The sequence below is a fragment of the Arthrobacter sp. efr-133-TYG-104 genome (genome assembly GCF_030208915.1).
GTDB lineage: Bacteria > Actinomycetota > Actinomycetes > Actinomycetales > Micrococcaceae > Arthrobacter.
Map to the genome: position 1 here is coordinate 65,749 of NZ_JARVTA010000017.1, position 21,466 is coordinate 87,214.

The following is a 21,466-nucleotide window of genomic DNA, read 5'->3' on the forward strand; positions in this document are numbered from 1 at the left end:
ATAGTATATATATAATGCAACCTTCATTGAGGGGCTGTCCGATGACTGGACGGTAAATAGCGCTGCTGCGCAGAAACAAGGGCACGGAATGGCATCCGACGAAGACAAGGGTGTCCCTAGCTCTCACAGATCGCGCCGAGGCGACGCCCGCGATGGTGATGATCGACAGCCACCTTACTCGGGGGCGTCCAACGGTGGGTTCACCTTCCACGACCGCCACGGCGGCCCCTACGGCCGCACTGAGGGCGCCAAGCGCGTGGAGGCGGGCGATGCGACGGGACTCCGTGGGAGCATTGGTCGTACCTGCCGCGCCACCCACGGGAACCGGGCCAGCGAGCTGATGCTGGATCACCTGTCGGGCCAAGTTGTCACCGGGCGGCTGGACGACGGGCTCATGCGCGATGAGCGGACACGCCTACGGCCAGTCCACCGAGAGGATCGTTGAGCCGGGGCAACGGCTTGGGTTCGCCCTTGTCGGCCGTCTGGACGCCGATCAGACCGGAACAGTGGCCGCGAACTAGACACGGGTTGACTCAGGCAACAGGACACATCGCGCGGTAATCCTTCGTCCTCAGGTTGGAGCGGAACGCCGTCGGTGGTCTACCCGGGGAACCCGGTAGCGCGTCGGCTGATGCTCACCCGAAGCGCGCGCTGCTGCGGGTCATCCGCAGGGCTCCAGCGTGCCGTTTCACCGATGCTTGCTGGACCCGTCTCGGAGGCCGCGTCCTTGCTCCCAAGCGGAGGTTAGCGCCCGCAGGGGATCGGCCAAGCCCTCGATGGCCCAGACCGGGGCTTCGGCGAGTAGGGCATCTTCGAGGGCGAGCTGCGCGGGAATCACCTCGTCCACGAGCGCGGCGCCAGTGTCGGTGAGGACGAGCAGGGACGAGCGACCGTCGGCCGGGTTGGCCGTCCGGCTCAGCAGTCCCCGAGCCTGGAGGGCGTTCAGTCGCATGGTGATCGCGGAGCGCGGGACAAGCAGCGTCTCGGCCAACGTCGTTGGGCTCAGAGGTTCGCTCGTACGGCGCAGCGCGGAAAGCACGTCCAGCTCGCCGCGGGTGAGCCCGTAGTCGGCGAGGAAGGCGTCGCTGGCTTCGAGGATAAGGCGGGAAGCGCGCAGGACTCGGTGGATCACCCCGAGGCTGGTGAAGCTCAGGTCCGGACGCAGCCGGGCCCACTCAAGCTGCATCCGGTCCACGACGTCGCCATGAGCGGCCACGCCGTCTGCGTCCTGATTCATCCAGCTCCTCCGCGCCCCCGTGGCCGTCGCCTCGGTCAACCACAATAGTAGTTCATAACTGTAGTAACGTTTAGGTACTTTATTCCTGTACCACTTTGGAAGGTTGAAATGACGCAGGCCAGCCCCACGCGGTCCTGGTGGGCGGCAGTCTTCGACTTGGGCCCGCATGCCGGCGCCCATTGGACCGCCCTGCGCGCAAGCCTGGCGGTCTTCGTCCCGCTGGTGGCATGCTTGGCGTCCGGTCGCGGCGACCTGCTGCTGTATGCCGCGATCGGTGCCTTCACCGCCCTGTACGGCCGACATGAGCCGGCTCGGGTACGCCTAGCCATGCAGGCGCAGGCGAGGGTGGTGCTGGTGGTCGGCGTCGTCGTCGGCGCCCTAGTGGCGACCGTCCCGCTCCGGCTCTGGCTGCTCGTCCCGATTGCGGCCGTTTGGGCGGGCGTCGCCGTAGTGCTAGCCGAGCTTGGCCGATGGCATCCGGCCGGAGCTCTCAACCCTGTCTTCGCCCTCACAGCCTCGGCCACGGTCCCGATCGCGCTGAGCACGGTGCCCGCAGCCGCCCTCGCTGCGGCTGGCGCTGCCGTCTTCGCGCTGCTGCTCGCCCTCCCGGGCCGCACCGCCCGCGACGGCGGCGACCCGGTGCGGTATCGGCTGTCGTGGCGCGACCTACGCCCCGTCCGACCCGGTGGGCCGCCACGTCGCCCGCTATCTGCTCGGTATCGCTGCGGCCGGCCTCGCCGTCGCGACCAGCGGCATCGGCCACCCCTACTGGACCTTCGTCACGGCATCCGTTCCCATGTCGGCACCCGACCTGCACGCCCGCCTCACGCGCGCTGCCCAGCGGGTGATCGGCACCGCCGCCGGCCTCGGCGCCGCGGCCCTCGTCCTGGCCGCCCACCTCAGCAGCTACGCCGCGATTATCGTGATCGCCGTGCTCCAGGCGTGCACCGAGCTGACGACCGGGCGCAACTACAGCCTCGGCCTGGTCTTCTTCACCCCGATGGCCCTTCTGCTCGGCGATCTTATGCTGCCAGCCTCGATCGGCACGCTCCTGGCTCAGCGCGCCCTTGAGACCCTGATTGGCCTCACCATCGCCCTAGCCGCCACTGTCATCACCCACGAAAGGCGCACTCCTACGAGCCGGACCCCACCGCGCGATCATATGCTCGATAATGTGTAAAGGCGGCCACGTGGAGGCGAAGCTGCCCTCAGCCGCGGGCTCCCTGTCGATGGTGAGTTCAGAAGAGGCTCGTTCATCGGCAGATGAGTGCCCTCACAACCCGAATAGGGACACACCCAGCAAGAGGCGTTCCCCGGGGAGGCCATGCAGCTCACGGCGGACGAGCTCAACGTCGCGGCGAGAGCCGGGCATGCAGTTATCAGAAGCCAAGGCTGCCGGTGTGTATGTCTTCGGCGGCGGTATCAACGAAGCAGTGGAACCGGTGCGGGTATCCGCTGATGGCACAGTCACGCCGGGCACCTACCCGGGATACAAGATACCCAATGGCGGCTACACGATCCTCGAGTTGCCAACGCGTGAAGCGGCAGTTGAGTGGGCCGCGAAAATCGCAGTCGCATGCCGCTGCCCACAAGAACTCAGAGAGTTCCAGTGCGACCCAGCCAGCTAAGGCCGTTAAGGGCCGCCTTCATCTGCCGATGCCAGCGGATGCGTATGCGTATGCTCGCGGCCTGGTAGAGGCGGGGCAGTGGACCGGTAATTGTGTCCGGTAGGGGTGCTGACGTTGACGGTATGCCGGGGGCCGGAATCGCTTTTAACAGACCAGCCAGAGTTTTCTTTGGTGTGGTTGCAGGCTTCGCAGAGCCCCGCGCCGTTCTGGATGGATGTAGGACCGCCCCTTTGCCACGAAACTATATGGTCGATGTGGCGGATGGGCGCATCGCAGTAGGGGGTTCTGCATGTGATGTCCCGTGTCTCGATGAAGCGCCGGAGCCGTTGGGGAAAGAGCCGGGCTTTGGAGTCCGAAGCAAGCAACTCGCTCGTAGTGGGTGCGGTGTACAACCGGCGAAGCCACACACGGAAGTCGATGTCGTCGGCAGCGGCCTCTGCTCCTGCGCCGGAAGGCCGCGTAAGGTCCCCTGGTTCGGCTGGCTGAAGTAGTTTCCGGGCCCATCCTGCTGGGACTGTTCCGTAGCCTTTGAGCCGTGCTGGTTCGCTGTCGCCTCGGAACAGGGTGCGGTCCGTCATGACGAGTTGGACTTCGACGCCGGAGATTCCGCCAGGGGTGCCGGTGACGCGTTTCACGATGGTGTCTGCCATGAGTTGTCCCCGTGATCGCTGATCGCCTGTAAACCGGAGTGAATCGGCGGTGCGGGTCAGCGCGGCGTATGCCGCCACGCCTTGGGCTGCCGGCAAGAGGGCGGTCAGATAGGTCATGGTATCCGGCGCCGGGCGGAGGCTGACGGTTCGCTCGCTGGCGGCGTGGGCGGCACGTTGGGTGACCGAGCGGGGATCACGGCGGTAGGCGGCGGCTTTTGCCGCGGCGATGATGGCCTTGTCCCCGAAACCATTGAAGGTCCCGGTATCGGCGGCTAGTTCTTCATCCACCGCACAGCGATCCTCCACCGAAAGGCACGCTGTTTCCTTCACCAGCAGCGTGGCGCGCCATTCGTTGAGCTGGCCCGATTCCAGTGCGGCCATAGTACGAGGCATCTCCGTGACCAGGGCCTTCGCCAAACCCAGCAATCGGCCGCCCCGGTTCGGCGACTCACGACGGGCTAACGCTACCTGCGCGGCGACACCGGAACCCCGTTCGGCAACAGGAACACCGGCTGCCGCTTGTTCTGCGCGCTGGGCCAGGTCAAATGCGACCGCGATTTTGGCCTGCAAACTCGATATGGCCGACTTCATATCCTCCAAAGCGCGCAACTGGTCGATCAGATCACGACTGATGGAACCATGACCCACCGAGTCGGGCTGCTCCGAGTCCGTAGCGTTGGCCGCCGGATGAGGAGTCACTGATGCCGTAACTGGGCCGGACCGTCTCGAAACAGGCCGGGCCGGGGGAAGCAGAAGCGCAGCACCTATGGTTGTAGCCGCTTGCCTCTCCCGAATCTGTTCCATGCCCCTACTCTGCCAAGGGGCCCTGACATTATTAGCTCCCCACAGCGACCGCACCAGATTTCGACAAATGCACTAGTTCCGGGCGCCCACCGCACAGCGGTCAGATACTCTGACTTACCCCTCCACCCGCTCCGCCTGGCTCGCCAACTCGGCTTCCAACGTCTCGATGCTCGGCAAGTTCCCAATCAGCTCTTCGGGCAGCGAGTCCGCCAACGACGTTCGCCATTCAGCAATCCCCACCGGGGCGTTGAAGCCACGCAGGGCGTACTCGGCCACCACGCTGTTCTTCTCCTTGCACAGCAGCAGCCCGATGGTGGGCTTGTCATCCGGGTGTGCCATGAGATCATCCACCGCAGCCATGTACATCCCCAGCTGCCCGAGGAAGCCGGGCTCGAACTTCACAGCCTTGAGCTCGATCACCATGTAGCAACGCAGCTTCAAGTGATAGAACAGCAGGTCCGCGAAAAACTCGTCGCCGGCAATTTCCAGACGAACCTGCTCGCCAACAAAGGCGAAACCTTGGCCCAGCTCCAGCAGGAACTTCTCCACGTGCTTCACCAACTGCACCTCCAAATCGCGTTCGGTGTGCCGTTCGGCCATGGCGAGGAAGTCGAACACGTAGGGGTCCTTGGTGGCCTGCTGAGCCAGGTCTGAATCCGCCCTGACCATGGTGGAAGCGAAGTTGGTGATGGCCTGCCCGGAGCGGTCGTGCAAGCGGGTGGAGATCTGATGCGTCAGGACGTTCCGGGACCAACCATGCTGGACCGCTGCCGCTGCGTACCAGAGCCGCGTGGCGGCGTCGTCGAGCTTTTCCAGCAAGGCGATTTGGTGGTACCACGGCAATGTTGCAAGTGGTGCTTGCAACATTGGGAAGTCCGGCCACGCTTGGGCGAAGCTCTTCATGTACCGAAGGTTCCTGGGGGAGAATCCCTTGGCATCAGGGAAGCGCGAGCGGATGTCAGCGGACAGCCTCGTGACCACTTTGGCGCCCCAGCCTTCCTGGGATTCGCGCTCTGCAAGCTGCCGGCCGATGCTCCAGTAGGAATTCAGCAGCTCAGCATTGGCGGCAGCGACGGCACGCGTCCGGCCAACACGGACTTCCTGAGCCACAGTGTGGAGCAAGTCCGGATACCACTCGGGCATGGAGGAGGCTCCCGGGACGCCCGGAAAGGAAGCCTCGGTTGCTAGCTCTTGGGACGTCATGTGTCTCCTGTCGGTTGCTGTTGGCCACACGCTATGGGCAGGCCCTGACAAAATAGGCGGGTGAGTGAAGCCGGTGAGTTCGTGGACTACACACTGCAGCGCGAATCGTCGTGGGAGAAGGCCGCAGAAGCCAGCGAGCGCCTGGGCGACAGCGTGAAAGTGTATGGGGCGTCCGTTGGGGCCGTCCGCGGAACCATCCGTGATGCCTTGAAGAAGTACAAGGCCCTGAGCCACGATGACATCACGGCGTTGAGCTCCGAACTGTGGTCGGAGCCAGTTTTCGAACGCCGGCTGGCAGCGGTGGTGTTGCTGCAAGCCCGGGTGAGCTTGCTGGTCAACACCGACCTCACACGGATCGAGGGCTTCGTAAGGCAGGCCGGGACGCGGGAACTGGTGGACCCGTTGGCCAAAGATGTGGTCCGGCCGCTGTTGGCCCAGTTGGAGGGGCTGGCACGCGAGCGCGCGGATCGGGTCATGGACCGTTGGGCAGAGGACCCGGACCCGGAATTGCGGAGGGCCGCCGCCCTCGCGACAGGCCAGCAAACCCCTTGATAAGGACCAGCGACCCGCCTACCGTTGCCATCAACACATGCCAGGTGCCAATTCCGTGAATTGAGAGGCAGGGTTTTTTGATGAAATCGCTGTGGCTGGACAGGGAATCCCACTTCGCGTCCGACGCCCTACCGGATCAAAAGCATTGGGACACCATCGTTGTGGGTGCAGGAATCACCGGGATGGTGGCGGCCTTGCTGTTGTCCAGGTCCGGCCAACGCGTTGTGGTTTTCGAGGCCCGGAGCCTGGGCGCGGTGACCACCGGGAACACCACGGGCAAGTTGAGTTTGCTCCAGGGAGGTGCCCTCTCTGCCCTGCGCAGCCAGTACTCCTTGAAAGTGGTGCAGGCCTATGTTGAGGCCAACAAGACAGGGCAGGCGTGGCTGACGCAGTACATGGAGCAGCAGGGCGTCCCGTTTCAGCGCCGAACGGCGGTCACGTTCGCAACTACGGACGACGGCGGCCAGCGGCTTCGGAAGGAGGCGGCGGTTGCGCGGGACGCGGGTTTGGATGTCCATTTCAGCCGTGACACCGGACTGCCGTTTCCCGTGGTGGAGGCTTTGGAGTTGGAAGACCAGGCGCAGCTTCATCCCATGGAAGTCCTGGATGCCCTTGCCAAGGACATTCGGGGACACGGTGGCGTGATTGTCGAGCGCGTGCAGGTGCAGAATGTTGGCTCCGGCCAACCGATGGAGGTTTCCACCCGCAAGGGTACGTTCACAGCAGACGCGGTGGTGGTGGCCACGGGAACGCCCATCCTGGATCGTGGCCTTTATTTTGCCAAGCTGGAACCGAACCGCTCGTACGCCGCCGCCCTCCGTCCGCCGGCGGGCACTACGGTCCCGCAAGGTATGTACCTCTCCATCGACTCGCCCACACGCTCCCAGCGCACCCACCCCACACCGGAAGGAGAACTCCTGCTCGTCGGTGGATATGGGCACACCGGTGGCCGTGCGGCATCTCCGCAACAACATCTGGACAGCCTCCTCGGGTGGGCACAGGAGCATTACCCGGGATCCGAAGTTACCCACACATGGTCCGCTCAGGACTACCAAGCGACCAACCTCATGCCCTTCTTCGGGAAGCTGCCGCGGGGGCATGGCCGGATCTTTTTCGCCACTGGCTACAACAAGTGGGGCTTGAGTAACGGGGTGGCGGCTGCCCTGTCCCTTACCTCAGACCTTTTGGGCGGGCAATCGGACTGGGCGAGCGTCATCCACCATCGCGTCACGTCCCCGCAGGGTGCACTCCAGGCGGTGCGCCTTAACGCGAGTGTCGCCAAGCGAATGGTCGAGGATAGAGCGAAGGTGCGGAACAACCCTGAGATCACGGACGAAACCCGGCCACCCGAGGGGATGGGCGTCGTCGGGCTTTATCAAGGTGAACCGGCAGCTGTTTCAACCGTCGACGGCAAAGTATGCAGGGTGTCGGCAAGTTGCGCCCACCTGGGCGGCCTGCTCAGTTGGAACGACGCCGAGAAGTCGTGGGACTGCCCGCTCCACGGGTCACGCTTCACCCCCGAAGGCAAGTACCTTGAAGGTCCGGCAACCCACCATTTGCAGAAGACGGTGGGTAAAAAGAAGAAGGATTAGCTCAGCCGGTCGACGCGCCGCTGTGCTTGGTCTGCGGTGCGTCGATGCTCCGTTGCGGCTCTGACGGCAACTTTCTTGTCAGCCTCGGCTGATTCTGCATCGCGGGTAATTCCGATGAGGTGCGCTTCAAGGGCTGCCAGGCGTTTCTTCAGGTCCCTGATCTCCGCTTCGACGCCTGACCTTCGGCTCGCCAGCTCCTTCACGACGTCCCACGCCTTCGACGCTGCCTCCTCGGTGTCACGGGCCACCCGATCCGCTGATGCGAAGTGGTCCTGCGCCTCCTTGCGTGCTGCCGCGCGCTTCGCGGCACGGCGTTCGGCCAAGGAGGTCGCCTGCTCCCGCGGTTCGTGAGCAGGACGTGGGGCGGTGCCGGCGGAGGGCTCCTTAGCTGCCTGTTTCTTAGCGACCTGCCCCTTAGACGGCACGGTTTCGCCGGCGTCGAAACCGGCGTCGATCGCATCTTCCGGTCCACCCGCCGCGATGGCACCGGTGAGGTCTACCGGGTCAAAACCGTTCCCGCTGAGGGCTCGGACTAATCGGCCGGTCGATACTGCCCGGGCGGCTCCGGCGTCGGCCATGGCTGCCCGGAAGGTTTGTTCGACGTCGGCAGCTGCGGCGGCGCTCAGCGGCGCACCGAGCTCATGTGCCAGGTCTTTGGCGGCGTGAACTGCCGAGGTGAGCTGCCCCTGCCGATGTTGGCTGAGTTCGCGGAACGCTTCGGTGTCCGATTCCGCTTGGGCGTCTCGAAGGGACGCGCCAAAACGGGCGACGCCGTCGATCACCTCGGGCTTGTGGACGGCCAGTATGTTGACCGCCCACGCGCTGGCGGCAGGCTTGGCAAGCCCGGCAATTTTCTTGGCCACATCCTTGTCGCCTGCGTCCTTGGCTTTGCGGGATAACGCGGCTCGCTCAGCCGTGAAGTCCCGGGGCAACACGGTGTACAGCTGCTGGGCAGCGTCACGGAGGTCCATGAACCCATCCTAGGGTTCTCCTTGGCGGCCACTGTGGGTCGGGATCCACGGGTCGTGATGAGGCCGGGTCGGATGGGGCAGACATCAGCGGATAAAGTTGTCTGAGTTGACTGCTGGATCGGCGAAAGGCTTGGGATTGACTACTGCAATACCGGAACTGGCGGACGGCAATTTCTACTACGAATCCCTGGGCGGGGGCCGATACCGCTCCACGATCCACGCCCAAGGTGCTTGGAATCCCGAAGAACAACACATGGCACCCGCGTCAGGCATCCTCGCTGACGCCCTAGTCCGCCACGAGCCCCGCGAGGACGTACGGATCGCCCGGATCAGCTACGAAATCCTCGGCCTCATCCCGGGCGGCGAGTTCCAGGTGTCCACCTCAACCCTGCGACCCGGCCGGACCATCGAGCTCATCCAAGCCGAGCTCTCCGCCCGTGGCCGGGTGGCCATTCGGGCGGCGGCATGGCGGATGATCACCAGCGACACCAGCGCAGTGGCTGCAGTGGAAGACCGGCCCTTGCCCGCGCCCGACGAGTGCAAGCCGTGGGATGGAGCCAGCGTGTGGCCCGGCGGCTACATCCGTTCGTTGGAAATGCGCGTCGCCGAAGGGCACCGTCCGGGATCCGGAAGGGTCTGGATAAGGTCTGAGCATCCCCTGACGGACAAAGAGGACAGCAGCGACCTCGCCCGGCTGATGGGACTCGTCGACACGGCCAACGGCATCGCCGCGCGCGTACCTCCTGGGCAAGGCAGCTACATCTTCCCGAACGTGGACTTGCAAATCCACATGTACAGGGCTCCCTCGGGGGAGTGGCTGGGGTTGGACAACGAGGTTTCCTTCGGCTCTGATGGCATCGGCCTGACATCCACCGTGCTGCACGATATCAACGGACCATTCGGCAGGGCCGAGCAGATCCTGACACTAAGGAAAAGCTGATGACCGTGCCGTTGCCGCTTCCCCTCACGGTCTACCGGCAGCCGGAATCGTTGGGAGCAGGGCATGACCTGGATTTTGCCTTGGAGCTGCTAAGGCGTGCCCGAAGCGGCCAGTTGGGGCCGACGTTGCGCCTGTACCGGCCCGAACCCACCGTCGCGTTCGGCCAGCGGGACGCTAACTTGCCCGGATTCGCAGCCGCGGAAGAAGCCTGCAGAAACCTGGGCTTTGAGCCATTGGTCAGGAAGGCCGGGGGACGGGCAGCTGCCTACCACCCGGGCTCACTCGTGATTGACCACATAGAACCCCATGCGGATGCGATAGTAGGGGCCAAAGCACGTTTCTCGGTTTTTGGCGAGTTGCTCGCTGGCGCCCTTCGCAGCGTCGGCGTCCATGCCGCCGTCGGCGAAATTCCCGGTGAATACTGCCCCGGCGAGTTCAGTGTCCACGGAGAGGACCCGGATTTCCCGGCCCACCGTATAAAACTGATCGGTACAGCCCAGCGTGTGGTGTCCGGCGGCTGGTTGTTCAGTTCCGTGATCGTGGTGGAGGACTCTGCGCCCATCCGTGAGGTCTTGACGGCGAGTTACGCTGCGCTGGGCCTTGACTGGGACCCGACGACGGCGGGTGCCGCCAACGATCTGCTGCCCCACGTGGACGTCAGCGCAGTGGAAGACGCCGTGGTCGCCGCATATGGCACCTACGCCGACGTGCTCGACGGCGACTTCCGGACGCTTCTGGCGTAGGTGCCCTGCGTGGGTGGATGGTTAGTGGCCCCGAGCTATCCATTCGTCCAAGTGCGGCTTTTCCGCGCCGATAGTGGTCGAATCACCGTGGCCAGTGCGCACCACAGTTTCCTCCGGCAAGGTGAGTAGCTTGGTCCTGATGGATTCGATAATGGTGGGAAAGTCGCTGTAGGAACGGCCGGTCGCCCCAGGACCGCCCTGGAAAAGCGTGTCACCGCTGAACAGGGTCTCCGCGGCGGGTAGGTGGAAGGACACTGATCCAGGCGAATGGCCCGGAGTGTGGATGGCTTTGAGCGCAGCACCAGCCACGGTGAACTCGTCACCGTCCACGATCTCAACGTCCGGGGCCGTGTCAGGGAACACCGCCCGCCACAGCATCATGTCGTCAGCATGGAGGTGAACGGGCGCCTTGACGAGCTCCGCGAATGCCCCTGCGGACGCGATGTGGTCGTCATGTCCGTGCGTGAGCAGTACGGCCTTTACCGCGCGCCCGTCGACGGCGGAGCGAATGGCTTCGGGGTCATGGGCAGGATCAATCACGATGCACTCGGAATCGTCCCCGACGATCCAGACATTGTTATCCACGTCCCAGGTGCCACCGTCAAGGGAAAACGTGCCGGATGTGACCACGTGATCGATGCGGGGGCTGCTTGCGGAGCTCATAGTTCAACAACCGAGCGCAGCACAGTGCCCTGGTGCATCTTGTCGAACGCTTCTTCGACGTCGTTGATGGTGATGCGCTCGCTGACGAAGGCGTCGAGATCCAGTCTGCCCTGTTTGTACAGGTCCACCAGCATGGGGAAGTCGCGGGATGGCAGGCAATCTCCGTACCAGGACGATTTCAAGGAACCACCCCGCCCGAACACGTCCAGCAGGGGCAGTTCCAGGGTCATCTCCGGTGTGGGAACGCCCACCAGTACCACCGTTCCGGCGAGGTCCCGCGCATAGAAAGCCTGCTTGTACGTTTCCGGCCGTCCGACCGCGTCAATGACGACGTCGGCGCCGAAGCCGCCGGTGAGTGCGCGGATTGCTTCCACGGGGTCCCCGGCGGAGGAATCCACCGAATGGGTGGCTCCAAGCTCTTTGGCACGTTCGAGCTTCTTCGCATCGATGTCGACGGCGATGATGGTGGTGGCGCCCGCGAGCGCTGCACCAGCGATGGCAGCTGTGCCCACACCGCCGCATCCGATCACGGCAACGGAATCGCCGCGCTTAACGCCACCGGTGTTCAGGGCCGCACCCAACCCGGCCATGACGCCGCAGCCGAGCAGGCCGACGGCGGCAGCATCGGCGTCGGGGTCCACTTTGGTGCATTGCCCGGCGGCAACAAGTGTCTTTTCGATGAAGGCGCCGATGCCCAAGGCCGGGGAGAGCTCCGTGCCGTCCTCGAGGGTCATTTTTTGGGTTGCGTTGTGGGTGTTGAAGCAATATTGTGCTTGGCCGCGGTTGCAGGCACGGCAGTTGCCGCAGACAGCGCGCCAATTCAGGACCACACGGTCCCCGGGGACGACGTTGGTGACGTCCGGGCCCACTGCGCTGACAACACCGGTGGCTTCGTGGCCGAGCAAGAACGGGAAATCGTCACTGATGCCGCCGAGCTTGTAGTGAAGATCGGTGTGGCAGACGCCGCTGGTGAGGATGTCCACCAAAGCCTCACCGGGCCCCGGTTCGGGAACCAAGACGGTTTCGAGGGTTGCGGGTGCGCCCTTGGAGCGGACGACGACACCTTTGACTGCGTGGACCATGAAATGTTCCCTTCGGCCGTGCGGAGAGCAGGCCTGCTTAAAACAGCAGGGCCCGCTACGGATTTCCCGTTCTGTCTATCACACGTGGCAGACAGTATGTGGAATGTTTCCGTGCGGGCCCGGGGCGCGGGCGCCTCTACAGCTATACGACGGCCAGCCGGCTCTCGACGTCGGAAGCGGACGGGTTGGTGGCGGCCGTTCCGTCGGGGAAGAGCACGGTGGGGACAGTGCGGTTGCCCCCGTTGAGCTGCTCGACGAGCTCGGCAGTGCCTTCGACTTCTTCGATATTGACTTCGGTGTAACCGATGCCCTTGGCGTCCAGCTGCTTCTTCAGGCGGTTGCAGTATCCGCACCATGTGGTCGAGAACATTGTGATGGTGCCGGATTCGGGAGTGAAGTCCATGGGCTCTCCTCTGTAGGTATTCTTGCGGCTGCAGGTAGCTGTAGCCCTTGATGGGTCCGTTCGTACCAACGGTATCCCGGCACTGAAAAATTCCCCGCCTCGGTGACCTGCTGGTGCCCCGCCCGGGTAAAGGGCAGACTGTTGGCATGTGTGGACGTTATGTGATGGCTCGTGCGGTGGGGGATTTGCTCGCCGACTTTGATGCTGAACTGGACAGCGAGAATGCCCGCAAGGAGATCGCCCTCGAAAAGTCCTGGAACGTGGCGCCGACCGATGCCGTTCCTATAGTGCTGGAACGGCTACTCGACGACGGGCCGAAGCGGCAGTTGCATGTTGCCAAATGGGGATTGGTGCCGTCCTGGGCCAAGGATGCCAAAGGCGGTGCCCGGCTCATTAATGCACGCAGTGAAACTGTCCTTGAAAAGCCCTCGTTCCGGAAAGCCGCTGCTGCCCGGCGTTGCGCCGTCCCGGCGGACGGGTATTACGAGTGGAAGAAGGGTGAAGGCAAGAGCAAGCAACCGTACTATGTGCACCCTGGGAACGGTGCGGCGTTGGCGTTCGCCGGGTTGTATGAGTGGTGGAAAGACCCATCGGCCGCTGAGGACGATCCCGGCCGGTGGCTGCTGTCCATGTCCATCCTCACAGCCGATACTCCAACCGCTGAATCCGCCCAGACCAGGCGGAGCGCTTCGGTGTTCGATGAACTGACAACCCTCCATGACCGCGTGCCGCTGCCCATGAGCAGGGAAACCATGCAAGCGTGGCTCGATCCGCGGGAGAAGGATGCCGCGGGTCTTGTGGAGATGGTCCGTTCGAGGGCGCACGACGCCGCCGCCGACTGGACGCTGGACCCGGTGGGCACCGCCGTCGGAAATGTCAGGAACAATTCCCCGGAACTGATCGAACCCGTCCAGGGCCTGTTCTAGCCCGTTCTTCGCCGGCTTCCCTGCGACGCCTCAGAGTGCCTCAGCGACTGGCACGCCTGACTGGAAATCCCTGCCGTCGGCTTCGCTGAAGGCTGTCATGATGTGGCCTTTGCTGAGCCCGTGGATGGCGGAGGCAGGGAAATTGCCGGTGATGACGTTGCCGGAGTGCTCCACGCCCTTGATGTCGTAGTTCTCCTCCGCGCTGAGGGAGTGATTGAACGAGAAGAACGACACTGCTTCGCCGTTCATGAATTCAATGCCGAGCCTGCGCTGGGAGGAATAGTCGGGGCTGGCCGCGACAAGGCCTACAACGTAAGCGCCGGAGCCCGGTATGGTGCCGTCGATTTCAAACCGGGCCACGAGGTTGCCGGCAGTGGCGGTGATGCTGACCTGCTTCAAGAGTGCGTCGTGGGTGCTCATGCCCCAATCCTGCTCTGTGGGCTCCCCGCCGTCCACCCCTGAACTTCGAAGTAGGTTTTGTCGCCTGGGCGTCGTAAACTTGAAGTATTCGAACATACTTTCGAATAGACAATTCGAATGGGCAGGCAAGGAGCGTGGAGATGGGGCTGTTCAGCGAGTCCGTGGACGTCACCTGCACCGACACCGGCCAGCCGCAGGCGGTCCAATGGAAAGGGACCCGGTACACAGTCTGCAGCGAACCCATCCGATGGTTCGAACGGCGCCAATGGTGGGCCGAAGAAAACCGGGCACCCCTCGGCAGCGGAGCCGGCCTGGTAGACCACGAGATCTGGCGGGTGCAACTCCAACCCGCACATGAGGCCACCGACTCCACCCGCACCATCACCCTCGACCTTGTCCGCTACGTTGGCAGCCACACAAGCAACCGGTGGAGACTCCTGCGCATCCACGACGCCGCACCAGCCAAGGCCGTCGAACCCGATGAAGCAGCGTGACCCTTGAGCTTCACCCACTTGCACGTCTCCACGGCATTCAGCGCACACTACGGCGTCTCCTGGCCCGATGAACTGGCCCAAACCGCAGCCGCAGACGGCGCAACAGCGCTCGCCTGCACAGACCGCGACGGCCTCTACGGCACCGTCAAACACCTCAAAGCCTGCATGAGCGCCGGCATCGACCCCATCGTCGGGGTCGACCTCGCGGTCTTCGACGACGACGGCGACCACCGCACCCAAGTCGCGGGCCGCGTCGTCGTACTCGCCCACGGGAACAACAACGGCGCAGGCTACCGCGCCCTCTGCCGCCTCGTCTCCGACGCCCACGCCCGCACCTCCGGAAAAGCCGGAGGCGCCATCCCCGCAGCAGTGACCCGTGCCGAACTCGCTTCAAGGACCTTGGACCCGAAAACCCTCAAACCGGTCCTCACCGTCCTGATCGGGCCCGACTCGGACGCCGGACGGGCCATGGGCGGACGCAAATACCTCAGGCCCCGCACCCTGTTCAAACAATGGATCGACGCCATGCCGCCAGGTACCGTCGTCGCCGAAGTTGTTTCCCACCTCAGCGCCCCAGGAATACCGCTCAGCACAGCCCACGCCGTCCGCATGCTCAAGCTCGCCCTGGAATACAACGTCCCCGCCGTCCTCACCAACGCGGTCCGCTACTGCGCCCAAGACGGCGCCCCCACGGCAGATGTCCTCGACTCCGCACGGACACTGAAATCACTCCCCGAACTCACCTCCGAGCCACTGCTCCAACCCACCGGACAGGGATGGCTCAAAAACGGGCAACAAATGCTCCAGCTGGGCAAAGAAATCATGCATGCAGCCGGACAAGGACAAACCGGGCTCCACAAATTACTCGCTAACACAGAAGCGCTCGCCGACAAATGCCGCATGGACCCCGTGGGAGACATGGGATGGAAGAAGCCCGTGGTTCCCGAGTCATCCATCATCGGAATCGACTGCGACCCCATGATGGAACTCTCCCAGCGATGCGAAGCGGGAATCACCCGCAGATTCCCAGGCATCAAAGGCCCGGCAAGAGAACAGCTGCGCTCGCGGTTGGACCATGAGCTGGGGATCATTGGAAAGCTCGGATTCGCCCCGTACTTCCTGACCGTGGCTGAAGTCTCGCGGATGATCATCGCCATGGATGTCAGGGTTGCAGCACGCGGTTCAGGGGCATCGAGCCTGGTGAACTACCTGATCGATATCAGCCAAGTAGACCCAATCCGGCATGACCTCATTTTTGAACGATTCCTGTCAAGCCGACGGTCAACACTTCCGGACATCGACCTCGATGTTGAAAGTGCCGAACGGCACAACGTGTATCAGAAGATCTTTGAACGTTTCGGGCAGGAACGCGTCACCCTGATGAGCATGCAAAACGGCTACAGGGCCCGGGGAGCCGTGCGGGATGCGGGAATGGCATTGGGGATGGGTGAAGGCGAAATCGGGGAAATTGCCAAACAGCTGTGGAGGTTTTCGGCCCGTCATTTCCGTGAAGCACTGGTGGAGAAGCCGGAACTGAGGGATTTTGCCGGCAGGGTGGAACGCAGTGGCCATGAAGAAAACCAGCAGCTGGACCTTCTGGTGGACCTCACCGAGAGGCTGGACCGGTTGCCCAGACACATTTCCATGCACCCGTGCGGGGTGATTTTGGGAGACGCCACGCTGTTGGATCGGACGCCTGTGCAACCAAGCGGGTTGGGGCTGCCTATGAGCCAGTTCGACAAACATGACATGGATCCCATGGGCATGCTCAAGCTCGATGTCCTGGGCGTACGGATGCAAAGCGCCATGGCCTATGCCGTCCGGGAGGTCATTCGCTTGCACCCTTCCAAAGCCGACGTTGTGGAAGCCGGAAACCATCCGGTGGGCCCTGACGGTTCAGGTCCGGACTATATCGCCCCGGATGGCAGGATCGAGCTCAATGCGGTGCCGTTCGACGACGAACCTACTTATGAGCTGATCCGCAGTACCCACACGCTGGGCTGTTTCCAGATTGAATCTCCAGGGCAGCGGGAGCTCATCGGGAAAATGGCCCCCCGCGAGTTCAATGACCTCATTATCGATATCTCCTTGTTCCGGCCCGGGCCCATGAAATCGGACATGGTGCGGCCCTTCTTGGAGCACAGGCACGGATTTGCTCCTGAAATCTATCCACACCCGGACCTCAAGCCTGCACTGCAGGAAACCCACGGAGTAACTGTCTTCCACGAACAGATCCTCAGGACCTTCCACATCATGACAGGGTGCGGACTGGACACGGCAGATGAGTTCCGGCGAGCCCTGGGCGATGAAATCCTTGAGCCTGAGGTCGAGAAGCAGTTCCGACGCGACGCGATCAAGAAATATCCTCCAGAGGTCGTGGACAAAGTGTGGGCAACGTTGAAGGCCTTCGGCAGCTTTGGTTTTTGCAAAGCCCACGGTGCCGCCTTCGCGGTGCCCACCTATCAATCAGCATGGCTCAAGGCCCATCATCCCGAGGCATTTCTGGCCGGCTTGTGGGAACACGATCCCGGCATGTACCCCAAGCGCCTCCTGGTCGCCGAAGCGCGGCGATTGGGGATCCCCATCCTGCCCTTGGACATTAACCGCAGCCAGGCTGAATACCGGGTGGAAAAAATCCAGGAAGGCAAGGACGCCGGCAAGCTGGGAATCCGGTTGAGCCTGAACGGTATCTATGGGCTCTCAGGAGCTGAACTGCGAAGGATCGCGGCGGGGCAGCCCTACGATTCCCTGGCAGATCTCCGGGCTAGGGCGCGGGTCAGCAAGCCAAACATTAAGAGGCTGGCCCAGCTTGGGGCCTTTGATGCGTTGCATAAAGACTCCGGGGGAGTGGCGAACCGGGCCGACCTGGTCCAGCACCTGCAGTCCCTTCAGAGTGCTCCCTCCAAAAAACCCAGGGATGTTATCGACGGACAACTGGCCTTTCCGCTCGGCGATGTGGAGTTGAAAAACCTGGTCCCGGAACTACCTGCGCCCACCTTGGTGGAAAACGTCCGGGCGGAGCTCGATCTAATGGCTGTCGATGTCAGCGAGCACCTTATGGGCAGCTACAAGCCATTGCTGGACAAGCTCGGGGTCACTACTGCTGACAAGCTCCTTGGCTTGCGAAACGGGAGTGAGGTTTTGGTTGCCGGAGTCCGGGTCGCTACCCAAACCCCGCCGATGAGAGGGGGCAGGCGCGTAGTCTTCATCAGCATTGACGATGGCACCGGTTGCGTCGATTCTGTCTTCTTCCACGAGGCGCAGGAAGAATCCGGCCCCCTGCTGTTCGGTACCAGGTTGCTTTTGATCCGCGGAACCACCCGCCGGACCGGCCCCAGGGGAATCAGCATAAGTGCCAGCAAAGCGTGGGATCTCAGTTCCCCGGAAACATTGCCCTTTGGAGAGCTCCTGCCCAGCGGGGCCGGCTTGGATGATGAATTCACCCACGATGGACCGCTGCAAGGCATCTCCAGGAACCTGGCCATCACCGGATTGGGAAGCTGAAACGCCGGGATCGCGCTGCTTTTGCCGCCTCGACGGAAGCGGATACGATTGACGGTGGCTGGCTGTGGTCCCCGTACGCCACAAGCTATGAAGCCTCAACCATGAATAGGAGACACCCGTGTCAGATGCCCAACAGATCACCCTCATCGTCGATGGCGAAGAGACAAAGGTGACGGAAGGGACTACCGGCGCGGAACTCTTCTTCGAACGCCGCGACGTCGTTGTAGCCCGCGTCAACGGCGTCTTGAAAGACCTTGACCAGGTCCTTCCCGCCGAGGCCGACGTCGAAGGCGTCACCATCGATTCTCCGGACGGACTCAACGTCCTCCGCCACTCCACGGCCCACGTCATGGCACAAGCCGTCCAGCAGTTGCGGCCCGAGGCCAAGCTGGGGATCGGCCCTTACATCACGGATGGCTTCTACTTCGACTTCGACGTCGCTGAGCCCTTCACACCGGAGGAGCTCCGGCAACTGGAAAAGATGATGCAGAAGATCATCAACCAGAACCAGAAGTTCGTCCGCCGCGTCGTGACCGAAGAAGAAGCGCGCGAGGCCATGGCCAACGAGCCCTACAAGCTCGAACTGCTCGGCAAGAAAAACGACGCCGTAGACGCTGCAGAAGGGGTCAATGTTGAGGTTGGCGCCGGAGACATCACCATCTACGACAACGTGGACCGAAAGAGTGGCGAGAGCGTTTGGTGCGATTTGTGCCGCGGGCCGCACCTGCCGAACACCAAAATTATTTCCAATGCGTTCGCACTGACGCGTTCCTCCGCCGCGTATTGGCTCGGCAACCAGAACAACCAGCAGTTGCAGCGCATTTACGGCACCGCCTGGCCTACCAAGGAAGCGCTGAAGGCCTACCAGGAACGCATCGCCGAGGCTGAGCGCCGTGACCACCGCAAGCTCGGCGTGGAATTGGATCTGTTCTCGTTCCCCGATGAGCTGGGTTCGGGCCTTCCGGTATTCCACCCCAAGGGCGGCATTATCCGCAAGGCCATGGAGGATTACTCCCGCCAACGCCACGTGGACGCCGGATACGAGTTCGTCTACACCCCGCACATCACTAAAGGCCACCTCTACGAAGTTTCGGGCCACCTGGACTGGTACAAGGACGGGATGTTCCCGCCGATGCAGGTGGACGCCGAACTCAATGAGGACGGCACCGTTCGCAAGCCGGCCCAGGATTACTACCTGAAGCCGATGAACTGCCCCATGCACAACTTGATCTTCCGCTCGCGTGGCAGGTCATACCGCGAACTTCCCCTGCGCCTCTTCGAGTTCGGTTCTGTCTACCGCTACGAGAAGTCCGGCGTGGTGCACGGCTTGACCCGTGTTCGGGGCATGACCCAGGACGACGCCCACATCTACTGCACCCGCGAACAGATGAAGGACGAACTCACCACCACGCTCAACTTCGTCCTCGGGCTGCTCAAGGACTATGGCTTGGACGACTTCTACTTGGAGCTCTCCACCAAGAATGAAGAGAAGTTCGTGGGCGACGACGCCGCATGGGAGGAAGCCACCCGCACGTTGTCGGAGGTTGCCACAGCGTCCGGCCTGGAGCTGGTGCCGGATCCGGGTGGAGCTGCGTTCTACGGCCCGAAGATCTCGGTTCAGGCAAAGGACGCCTTGGGCCGGACATGGCAGATGTCCACGATCCAGCTCGACTTCAACCTTCCGGAGCGCTTTGAACTGGAATACCAGGCCGCGGACGGTACGCGTCAGCGCCCTGTGATGATCCACCGTGCCCTGTTTGGTTCCGTGGAGCGCTTCATGGGGGTCCTCACCGAGCACTACGCCGGCGCCTTCCCGGCGTGGCTTGCCCCGGTCCAGGTGGTGGGGATTCCGGTTGCGGAGGCCTTCAATGATTACATGTTCGACGTCGTCGGGCAGCTGAAAGCGGCCGGCATCCGGGCCGAGGTGGATATTTCCTCGGACAGGTTCCCCAAGAAGATCCGCACTGCCAGCAAGGACAAGATCCCTTTCGTGCTCATCGCCGGTGGCGAGGACGCCGAGGCCGGTGCTGTGTCCTTCCGCTTCCGTGATGGCAGCCAGGATAACGGTGTTCCCGTGTCCGAGGCCGTCCGCAGGATCGTGGACGCTGTCAAGAACCGCGAGAACTGACGGAACGGACAACGAGACGGTGCAGGAGTACACAGGCGACGCAATTGAGTATCCGCACGACGCCGAGGTAACTGATGACTTCAGCTTGGCTGGCGTTCCGGACGCTTTTGCGCGCTTGTGGACTCCGCACCGCATGGCCTACATCAAGGGCGGGCAGGACCAGTTCAAAAACAAGGACGACTGCCCGTTCTGTGTAGGGCCAACCCGCTCGGACGAAGAATCACTCATCGTCTACCGGGGCAAGACGTGCTACGTAGTGCTCAACCTGTTCCCATACAACCCAGGGCACCTGTTGGTATGCCCGTACCGGCACGTGCCGGATTACACCGATATCACAGAAGAAGAGACGGCGGAGTTCGCCGACTTGACCCAGACGGCCATGCGGGTGCTGCGCAAGGTCTCCAATCCGAGCGGCTTCAACCTGGGAATGAACCAAGGCGTCACTGGAGGCGCTGGCATCGCCGCCCACCTTCATCAACATGTGGTTCCGCGGTGGGGTGGGGACGGCAACTTTTTCCCCATCATTGCCCAGACCAAGGCCATCACGCAGACGCTGGACGAGGTTCGCCAGCTGGTCGCTGAGGCGTGGCCAGGGGAGTCGCATGCTGAATAAGCACGCGCGCGGCTTTTTCACGTCACTTTTTACCCCACTGGCACGATGGCTTCTTAGAAGCGGAGTGTCACCGGACGCGGTCACCATGGTCGGCACGGCCGGGGTGGTTGTGGGTGGGCTGGTGCTCTATCCACTTGGACACCTGTGGTGGGGTTCGGTGATGATCGCCTTCTTTGCGTTCTCCGATGTGGTGGACGGCATCATGGCCCGTTTGGAGGGGCGTTCAGGGGGCTGGGGAAACTTCCTCGACTCCACTCTCGACCGCCTGGCTGACGGGGCGATCTTCGCAGGACTGACGATCTGGTCCTTCACGAAGGGTGCGGACCCGGCGATCGGTGCGGCCGCCGTCGTCTGCCTCGTTGTGGGCATGGTGGTTTCCTACGCACGTGCCAAGGCAGAATCCTTGGGCTACCACGCCAGCGTTGGGATCGCTGAACGCGCTGAGCGGCTGGTCTCCGTGCTGGTGGTTGCCGGTTTCACGGGCCTCGGGCTTTCGCCCGTTGTCTTGTTGGCCACACTCGTGTTGTTGGCACTGGCCAGTGCCGTCACCATCGTCCAGCGGATGTCCGCAGTGCGGCGTCAAGCCATGGCTCAAGCGGACGGACCCGCACCGGCGTAAGGCGCTGCCGCTGCTGTCATGAATGTACGGGCACCCAGCTAGCTGGGACTACTATTACTAGTACTTGGTCACCTTGACCTGAAAACCCGGTGTGCACAGAAAGCGGTTATGTGGCTGCGCGTGCCGCCGGTGAGAAGGTCGTTTATCTACCCATAGGGGTTTTTGTGTCTACACCAGATGTAAGCAACGAAGCCGGTTCTGCCGCGAACAGCGTCACGGGCAGCAGCCGTGTGAAGCGTGGTATGGCGGAGATGCTCAAGGGCGGCGTCATCATGGACGTCGTTAACGTCGAGC

At 62.9% G+C, this 21,466-nt stretch carries 21 protein-coding genes and 1 pseudogene; 14 read left to right on the forward strand and 8 right to left on the reverse strand.

Annotation, left to right across the window (positions count from 1 at the left end; genetic code table 11):
- Positions 1 to 88: 88 nt before the first annotated feature.
- Positions 89 to 445 (forward strand): hypothetical protein, encoded by a 357-nt coding sequence (locus QRN04_RS13315; protein ID WP_284976495.1) that lies wholly within the window; start codon positions 89 to 91, stop codon positions 443 to 445.
- Between the two features lie 243 nt (positions 446 to 688).
- Here QRN04_RS13315 and QRN04_RS13320 read toward each other — a convergent pair whose 3' ends face one another.
- Complete coding sequence (locus tag QRN04_RS13320; RefSeq protein ID WP_284976496.1) at positions 689 to 1,237, reverse strand: MarR family winged helix-turn-helix transcriptional regulator; 549 nt, start codon at positions 1,235 to 1,237, stop codon at positions 689 to 691.
- Positions 1,238 to 1,922: 685 nt separating this feature from the next.
- Between QRN04_RS13320 and QRN04_RS13325 the strand changes: the two genes are divergently transcribed.
- Both QRN04_RS13325 and QRN04_RS13330 read left to right on the forward strand, forming a co-directional pair.
- The gene (locus QRN04_RS13325; RefSeq protein ID WP_284976497.1) at positions 1,923 to 2,417 is read left to right on the forward strand and encodes an FUSC family protein; all 495 of its coding nucleotides are present in this window, start codon (positions 1,923 to 1,925) and stop codon (positions 2,415 to 2,417) included.
- Positions 2,418 to 2,607: 190 nt separating this feature from the next.
- On the forward strand, positions 2,608 to 2,865 hold the full coding sequence (locus QRN04_RS13330) for a YciI family protein (protein ID WP_502868798.1): 258 nt from the start codon (positions 2,608 to 2,610) through the stop codon (positions 2,863 to 2,865).
- Between the two features lie 5 nt (positions 2,866 to 2,870).
- Here the strand turns inward: QRN04_RS13330 and QRN04_RS13335 are convergent, their stop codons facing one another.
- Together QRN04_RS13335 and QRN04_RS13340 are read right to left on the reverse strand one after the other, a co-directional pair.
- Positions 2,871 to 4,319: an HNH endonuclease gene (locus QRN04_RS13335; protein WP_284976498.1), complete on the reverse strand. Its 1,449-nt coding sequence runs from the start codon at positions 4,317 to 4,319 to the stop codon at positions 2,871 to 2,873.
- A 114-nt stretch (positions 4,320 to 4,433) separates the two neighbouring features.
- Complete coding sequence (locus QRN04_RS13340) at positions 4,434 to 5,522, reverse strand: PDDEXK nuclease domain-containing protein (protein WP_284976499.1); 1,089 nt, start codon at positions 5,520 to 5,522, stop codon at positions 4,434 to 4,436.
- A 60-nt stretch (positions 5,523 to 5,582) separates the two neighbouring features.
- Here QRN04_RS13340 and QRN04_RS13345 point away from each other — a divergent pair, with 60 nt between their 5' ends.
- Complete coding sequence (locus tag QRN04_RS13345; protein ID WP_284976500.1) at positions 5,583 to 6,074, forward strand: DNA alkylation repair protein; 492 nt, start codon at positions 5,583 to 5,585, stop codon at positions 6,072 to 6,074.
- An 80-nt stretch (positions 6,075 to 6,154) separates the two neighbouring features.
- Positions 6,155 to 7,666: an FAD-dependent oxidoreductase gene (locus tag QRN04_RS13350; RefSeq protein WP_284976501.1), complete on the forward strand. Its 1,512-nt coding sequence runs from the start codon at positions 6,155 to 6,157 to the stop codon at positions 7,664 to 7,666.
- On the opposite strand, the gene QRN04_RS13355 is transcribed toward QRN04_RS13350, so the two are convergent.
- A complete protein-coding gene (locus QRN04_RS13355) occupies positions 7,663 to 8,637 on the reverse strand; it encodes a hypothetical protein (protein WP_284976502.1) in 975 nt (324 codons plus the stop codon). The genes QRN04_RS13350 and QRN04_RS13355 overlap by 4 nt on opposite strands.
- 136 nt (positions 8,638 to 8,773) lie before the next feature.
- On the opposite strand from QRN04_RS13355, the gene QRN04_RS13360 reads away from it, so the two are divergent.
- Both QRN04_RS13360 and QRN04_RS13365 read left to right on the forward strand, forming a co-directional pair.
- Complete coding sequence (locus tag QRN04_RS13360) at positions 8,774 to 9,577, forward strand: thioesterase family protein (RefSeq protein ID WP_284976503.1); 804 nt, start codon at positions 8,774 to 8,776, stop codon at positions 9,575 to 9,577.
- Positions 9,577 to 10,320 carry a lipoate--protein ligase family protein gene (locus tag QRN04_RS13365; protein WP_284976504.1) on the forward strand — a complete coding sequence of 248 codons (744 nt, stop codon included), beginning with the start codon at positions 9,577 to 9,579 and terminating at the stop codon, positions 10,318 to 10,320. Before QRN04_RS13360 ends, QRN04_RS13365 begins: the two co-directional genes overlap by 1 nt.
- A 21-nt stretch (positions 10,321 to 10,341) precedes the next feature.
- Here QRN04_RS13365 and QRN04_RS13370 read toward each other — a convergent pair whose 3' ends face one another.
- The 3 genes from QRN04_RS13370 to QRN04_RS13380 all read right to left on the reverse strand — a co-directional run bounded on the left by QRN04_RS13370 (position 10,342) and on the right by QRN04_RS13380 (position 12,468).
- Positions 10,342 to 10,983, reverse strand: a complete 642-nt coding sequence (locus QRN04_RS13370; protein WP_284976505.1) for an MBL fold metallo-hydrolase — start codon at positions 10,981 to 10,983, stop codon at positions 10,342 to 10,344.
- A complete protein-coding gene (locus QRN04_RS13375) occupies positions 10,980 to 12,065 on the reverse strand; it encodes an S-(hydroxymethyl)mycothiol dehydrogenase (RefSeq protein ID WP_284976506.1) in 1,086 nt (361 codons plus the stop codon). The genes QRN04_RS13370 and QRN04_RS13375 overlap by 4 nt, the downstream gene beginning before the upstream one ends.
- 142 nt (positions 12,066 to 12,207) lie before the next feature.
- On the reverse strand, positions 12,208 to 12,468 hold the full coding sequence (locus QRN04_RS13380; RefSeq protein ID WP_284976507.1) for a mycoredoxin: 261 nt from the start codon (positions 12,466 to 12,468) through the stop codon (positions 12,208 to 12,210).
- Between the two features lie 146 nt (positions 12,469 to 12,614).
- On the opposite strand from QRN04_RS13380, the gene QRN04_RS13385 reads away from it, so the two are divergent.
- The gene (locus tag QRN04_RS13385; protein ID WP_284976508.1) at positions 12,615 to 13,394 is read left to right on the forward strand and encodes an SOS response-associated peptidase; all 780 of its coding nucleotides are present in this window, start codon (positions 12,615 to 12,617) and stop codon (positions 13,392 to 13,394) included.
- A gap of 30 nt (positions 13,395 to 13,424) precedes the next feature.
- On the opposite strand, the gene QRN04_RS13390 is transcribed toward QRN04_RS13385, so the two are convergent.
- A complete protein-coding gene (locus tag QRN04_RS13390) occupies positions 13,425 to 13,814 on the reverse strand; it encodes a hypothetical protein (RefSeq protein WP_284976509.1) in 390 nt (129 codons plus the stop codon).
- A 140-nt stretch (positions 13,815 to 13,954) separates the two neighbouring features.
- Between QRN04_RS13390 and QRN04_RS13395 the strand changes: the two genes are divergently transcribed.
- The 6 genes and pseudogenes from QRN04_RS13395 to QRN04_RS13420 all read left to right on the forward strand — a co-directional run.
- On the forward strand, positions 13,955 to 14,308 hold the full coding sequence (locus tag QRN04_RS13395; RefSeq protein WP_284976510.1) for a DUF6504 family protein: 354 nt from the start codon (positions 13,955 to 13,957) through the stop codon (positions 14,306 to 14,308).
- Between the two features lie 3 nt (positions 14,309 to 14,311).
- On the forward strand, positions 14,312 to 17,812 hold the full coding sequence (locus tag QRN04_RS13400; RefSeq protein WP_284976511.1) for a DNA polymerase III subunit alpha: 3,501 nt from the start codon (positions 14,312 to 14,314) through the stop codon (positions 17,810 to 17,812).
- Between the two features lie 118 nt (positions 17,813 to 17,930).
- Positions 17,931 to 19,940 carry a threonine--tRNA ligase gene (thrS, locus tag QRN04_RS13405; RefSeq protein WP_284976512.1) on the forward strand — a complete coding sequence of 670 codons (2,010 nt, stop codon included), beginning with the start codon at positions 17,931 to 17,933 and terminating at the stop codon, positions 19,938 to 19,940.
- 19 nt (positions 19,941 to 19,959) lie between these two features.
- Entirely contained in the window at positions 19,960 to 20,553 is a 594-nt protein-coding gene (locus QRN04_RS13410) for an HIT family protein (RefSeq protein WP_284976513.1), read from the forward strand.
- Positions 20,543 to 21,172 carry a phosphatidylinositol phosphate synthase gene (gene pgsA / locus QRN04_RS13415; protein WP_284976514.1) on the forward strand — a complete coding sequence of 210 codons (630 nt, stop codon included), beginning with the start codon at positions 20,543 to 20,545 and terminating at the stop codon, positions 21,170 to 21,172. The genes QRN04_RS13410 and pgsA overlap by 11 nt, the downstream gene beginning before the upstream one ends.
- 164 nt (positions 21,173 to 21,336) lie before the next feature.
- Positions 21,337 to 21,466, forward strand: a pseudogene (locus QRN04_RS13420) (pyridoxal 5'-phosphate synthase lyase subunit PdxS); the annotation flags it as partial.

Bases quoted from the DNA above. Each gene is read 5' to 3' on its own strand.
- QRN04_RS13315 (WP_284976495.1), top strand. From the start codon at position 89: ATGGCATCCGACGAAGACAAGGGTGTCCCTAGCTCTCACAGATCGCGC.
- QRN04_RS13320 (WP_284976496.1), bottom strand. From the start codon at position 1,237: ATGAATCAGGACGCAGACGGCGTGGCCGCTCATGGCGACGTCGTGGAC.
- QRN04_RS13330 (WP_502868798.1), top strand. From the start codon at position 2,608: ATGCAGTTATCAGAAGCCAAGGCTGCCGGTGTGTATGTCTTCGGCGGC.
- QRN04_RS13335 (WP_284976498.1), bottom strand. From the start codon at position 4,319: ATGGAACAGATTCGGGAGAGGCAAGCGGCTACAACCATAGGTGCTGCG.
- QRN04_RS13340 (WP_284976499.1), bottom strand. From the start codon at position 5,522: ATGACGTCCCAAGAGCTAGCAACCGAGGCTTCCTTTCCGGGCGTCCCG.
- QRN04_RS13350 (WP_284976501.1), top strand. From the start codon at position 6,155: ATGAAATCGCTGTGGCTGGACAGGGAATCCCACTTCGCGTCCGACGCC.
- QRN04_RS13355 (WP_284976502.1), bottom strand. From the start codon at position 8,637: ATGGACCTCCGTGACGCTGCCCAGCAGCTGTACACCGTGTTGCCCCGG.
- QRN04_RS13365 (WP_284976504.1), top strand. From the start codon at position 9,577: ATGACCGTGCCGTTGCCGCTTCCCCTCACGGTCTACCGGCAGCCGGAA.
- QRN04_RS13370 (WP_284976505.1), bottom strand. From the start codon at position 10,983: ATGAGCTCCGCAAGCAGCCCCCGCATCGATCACGTGGTCACATCCGGC.
- QRN04_RS13375 (WP_284976506.1), bottom strand. From the start codon at position 12,065: ATGGTCCACGCAGTCAAAGGTGTCGTCGTCCGCTCCAAGGGCGCACCC.
- QRN04_RS13380 (WP_284976507.1), bottom strand. From the start codon at position 12,468: ATGGACTTCACTCCCGAATCCGGCACCATCACAATGTTCTCGACCACA.
- QRN04_RS13385 (WP_284976508.1), top strand. From the start codon at position 12,615: ATGTGTGGACGTTATGTGATGGCTCGTGCGGTGGGGGATTTGCTCGCC.
- QRN04_RS13390 (WP_284976509.1), bottom strand. From the start codon at position 13,814: ATGAGCACCCACGACGCACTCTTGAAGCAGGTCAGCATCACCGCCACT.
- QRN04_RS13395 (WP_284976510.1), top strand. From the start codon at position 13,955: ATGGGGCTGTTCAGCGAGTCCGTGGACGTCACCTGCACCGACACCGGC.
- pgsA (WP_284976514.1), top strand. From the start codon at position 20,543: ATGCTGAATAAGCACGCGCGCGGCTTTTTCACGTCACTTTTTACCCCA.